Annotated in this window: 8 protein-coding genes; all 8 read right to left on the bottom strand. The window is 35.3% G+C overall.

All coding sequences use genetic code 11. The annotated features are described in order from the left end of the window. Positions 1 to 87: 87 nt before the first annotated feature. The gene (locus HMPREF9456_RS10105; protein WP_006843422.1) at positions 88 to 729 is read right to left on the bottom strand and encodes a hypothetical protein; all 642 of its coding nucleotides are present in this window, start codon (positions 727 to 729) and stop codon (positions 88 to 90) included. A 3-nt stretch (positions 730 to 732) separates the two neighbouring features. Further along, the gene (locus HMPREF9456_RS10100) at positions 733 to 927 is read right to left on the bottom strand and encodes a hypothetical protein (protein WP_006843421.1); all 195 of its coding nucleotides are present in this window, start codon (positions 925 to 927) and stop codon (positions 733 to 735) included. Beyond that, positions 917 to 1435: a hypothetical protein gene (locus HMPREF9456_RS10095; protein ID WP_006843420.1), complete on the bottom strand. Its 519-nt coding sequence runs from the start codon at positions 1433 to 1435 to the stop codon at positions 917 to 919. The genes HMPREF9456_RS10100 and HMPREF9456_RS10095 overlap by 11 nt, the downstream gene beginning before the upstream one ends. 11 nt (positions 1436 to 1446) lie before the next feature. Continuing rightward, positions 1447 to 1953, bottom strand: a complete 507-nt coding sequence (locus HMPREF9456_RS10090; RefSeq protein WP_006843419.1) for a hypothetical protein — start codon at positions 1951 to 1953, stop codon at positions 1447 to 1449. Positions 1954 to 1962: 9 nt separating this feature from the next. Further along, complete coding sequence (locus HMPREF9456_RS10085) at positions 1963 to 2361, bottom strand: YopX family protein (RefSeq protein WP_006843418.1); 399 nt, start codon at positions 2359 to 2361, stop codon at positions 1963 to 1965. An 18-nt stretch (positions 2362 to 2379) separates the two neighbouring features. Then, positions 2380 to 2625 carry a hypothetical protein gene (locus tag HMPREF9456_RS10080; RefSeq protein WP_006843417.1) on the bottom strand — a complete coding sequence of 82 codons (246 nt, stop codon included), beginning with the start codon at positions 2623 to 2625 and terminating at the stop codon, positions 2380 to 2382. Positions 2626 to 3014: 389 nt separating this feature from the next. Then, positions 3015 to 3161 (bottom strand): hypothetical protein, encoded by a 147-nt coding sequence (locus tag HMPREF9456_RS17395; protein ID WP_006843416.1) that lies wholly within the window; start codon positions 3159 to 3161, stop codon positions 3015 to 3017. Positions 3162 to 3358: 197 nt separating this feature from the next. Then, on the bottom strand, positions 3359 to 3640 hold a 282-nt coding region (locus tag HMPREF9456_RS10075), incomplete at its 5' end, for a hypothetical protein (protein WP_006843415.1).

Below are 3640 nucleotides of genomic sequence, written 5' to 3'. Positions count from 1 at the left end.
GGAAATAACATCTTTGAGATGATGCCTGTTATGCCTTGAAGCTGTTTTCCTTCTTTAGTTATATAGCAATGATTATTCTCAAAGAAATCAACTTGCTGGTTGTAATTTAGGTAATTTTGATTTTGCATTTGTTAGAGCGTTTTTAAATTTTTGATTACGTTGATAATTTGGGTATGAAGTCCAAATATCCTTTAATGATTCTTGGCTATCCGCTTTGTTTATCATTTCGAATATAATATCTGATGGTTCGTCAGTCTTTTGAGTAGCTTTAGGGTCTTGTTTAGGTTCAGTGTCTTTTGGTGTATCATATTTTGTCCTATCATTGCTAAAATAAATATCAGCACCAACACCGAGAGCCTTAGCAGCTACAGATATAGCATCAGTTAAAGCCATTTTATAACATTCGTCGGATACTTGATAACCGTTCTTATTTTTAGATACAAATGTATTACCTCCTGTGCCTTGTATCGGCTTACTCCATTCTTCGCCAATTTTGATGAAAAGATTTATGTTTACGAATGCAGCGACAATATCATCCTGTCCTTTTTCGAGCCATTTATCGGTTATCTCATAGTACCAACCGAAGCCACATATCCCAAACTCTTCTGTAAGCTTTTTTATTCGCCACATAGGGTTTATATCAGTACCCGAAAACCTGCCATTATTGAATGGTTTTTGAGCTTCTTTTGGAACTTCTCTTACTTTATTATATAAATCTAAATTTTCCATATCCTAATCTTTAAATAGTTCTTTAATTGCTTGCTCTACTAACCTCGCATTTTTGTTATCTAAGTAGTTTCCTAGCTTGTATCTTTCGATGTCGCTAGTGGTGCCCATGTCATAAGTAAGCTGCATACCTATACCATTGAAGAAATAGTATTGTATGCCTTTGCGTCTGCGTGGTATGCGTTTAAAATTAGTATCCATGGCTATATTGTATAGGTTCTACTTTGTACCAAAATGGGTATTCGTCTGATTGTCGTATTACAGACTTTATAGAGTTTACAAAAACATGATAATTACTATCAATTATTTTGCAGTACTGATGTATGTTTGAAAAATCAGGAGTTTGTGAATATGAATGAAAAGATGTATCGCCTTCTTTAAGTTCTTTTCTTTTGCAAGGAGTTAGTTTGTATTGGATTTTATCTAAGCGACATTTCGTTCTAGGTTCAACACAATAGGCAGTGTCGCAATATCCTAAAAGTTGCTTATCCTCGTTAAATCCGATAAACAACCCATCGCCATAGCTTCCAGAGGCACCTTGCGGTAAAACCCATATCCCTATACTCTCAGGCACAAGAATATAGTTATTGATGGCTTGAACTTCTTTCTCTCCATACTCTACAACAGTATATCCATTTTTTAGGTCTATAGTTGCATTCTTCACTTCTAATCCCTCATGTATAGGGAAGGGTATTTTTATTGTTGGCATGGCATAAAAGATTATCCGTTATTATCTAATAGTATCTTTGCTGCATCAGGCTTTAGTAACCCAAGTGAATCAAGCTTGCTCACGAATTGAGAGGCAAACAATAGATCGTATCTCTCTTTCATCGCATTGGCTTGTTTATCGGCTATTTCTTTAGCAATGTCATCTAGCTTTAATTTTCGGTTATATGACGTATCCATATAAACCTGTTTGATATGATCTGTTAGGGTAATAGGCTCTTTCGAATATCCGAATTTTACCTTTTCGTCTCTAACTATCCGATCAACCTGTTTTGATATTATCTCATCCATCTTCTCGGATATTCTTTCTTTCAGCAAATTGAATGCCTCTTCTCTCATCTTTTTAATCTCCGATTGGAAATTACTATATGAGACTTGTTTTACGATAGCTGATCTAATTTCTTTCTTTAACTCGAATTGATCTTCTATGCCATATTCACCACAGTTAGCATCCTCTATAAAGTCACTAACCAAATCTTCTAAATCAATTGTTATTTTCATCTCTATATATTATTTAGTTAATAGTTCTGGGTTGTCGTGGATTGAACCTATAACAGCCCATTCTTTAGTCTCTTTACTGTAAAATGAATCTACTGCTGTATAGCTTTTCAAGCCATTATACCCATGAGCATACGATGCAACACCCCATGCAGTTTGAAACCACATTATCACGCCGATTCCGTTCTTATCTTCGATTATATCCCCCTCGTATATCTCTTTTCCGTTCTTATCGGTTAAGCCTGTGAATTGACCTACTGTTTCGGGGTCTACATATACCCATTCTAAGGACTTTATATTTCCTTTTCCTGTTTCAAAGTATATAGCAGGATGTATATTTTCTGAATATACAAGTGAGCCATAAACCCACTCTCCTGTATTTGATTTACCTCTAAACTTTATCTTTCTCATCTCTTTTTATTTTTTTGGTTAAAATGCCTTTATATGCTTTTCTATAACTATGATTATAGGGCTTTTAATTGATGATCTCTTATTTTGCTGATAAACTTGTATAGGTTCGCTAGAACATCCGAGAGAAATACCTATTGCCCCGTGAGTCTCAAACCCATAATCAAATTCACCATCTTTAGGGGGCTTATTTCTTAATAGACTTTGAACTAACGTTAAAATATCTATCTCTGATAAACCTATCTTGTCTTTTACTTGTATATTCATTGTCTTTGCTTTTATTGTTACTATTCAATTAAAAAGCATTCCGAATTATCACAACTCAGAATGCCTACACACATTTTTAGTAATTCTATTCATGTTTACAAAAGTAGTTCGGAGAGCAGGAATCGAACCTGCACGATATAACTTCCCGTTTCCATTCCCGGTACTATCTACGATATCAAGGAGAACGTTCCTTCACGGGTTACGCTTCCAACGCTTACCCCCAGAAAGCTCTCCGTACCGTTAGCGTCTACCAATTCCGCCATCTCCGAATAAAAAAGACTCTACTACATGCAGGGTCTTTCTTTTACTGTAAATTTTAATTTTTTTCGGAACTTAATTTTCTATCCTTCATTCTCATTGCGCATCTTTAAACACCTCCTTTCTGTTGGTTATCCTAATAGTACTGAATATGTACCATCGGTATAGTCTACAATTTCGAAAATATTATAGTCAACACCTTTTACTAAACTTTTTAAATATGCAACTGCTAAATCTCTTGTAGCGAATGCGCCTTGTGTTTCATATCTTTTGCTCATATCTGTAATTATTAATGGTTATATTTATTTTCCTTAATCTCTTTAAAATAAGTAGTGCTATCTTCACAGACAACACTACTCGTATTCATTAAAAACAGTCTACTTTTAGTAGAAACACCTTTTCAGGTATCGCTCTCGGATAGCAACCAAATGCACACCGAGATAAAAGCTACCTTATTAATATTATTAGAAAAAAATTAGTTATTTGAAGTAGCTTTATATTTCTCAAATTTTATTTCATCAGAAGCAAACTTTATTGTATTGCTCTCTCTAATTCTGTATATCGAGTTATCAGATAATATACATTCAATAGTATAATAAGAAGTAATATAAGCGTTGCCCGATGCTTCCACAGTCGCGTTGCCCGATGCTCTCACAGTCGCGTTGCCCGATGCTTCCACAGTCGCGTTGTCACATGCTCTCACAGTCGCGTTGTCCGATGCTCTCACAGTCGCGTTGCCCGATGCTTCCACAGTCGC

The organism is Dysgonomonas mossii DSM 22836, from assembly GCF_000213575.1.
GTDB lineage: Bacteria > Bacteroidota > Bacteroidia > Bacteroidales > Dysgonomonadaceae > Dysgonomonas > Dysgonomonas mossii.
The sequence above is the reverse complement of the archived record's forward strand: the minus strand, read 5'-3'. Positions and strand labels throughout refer to the sequence as shown.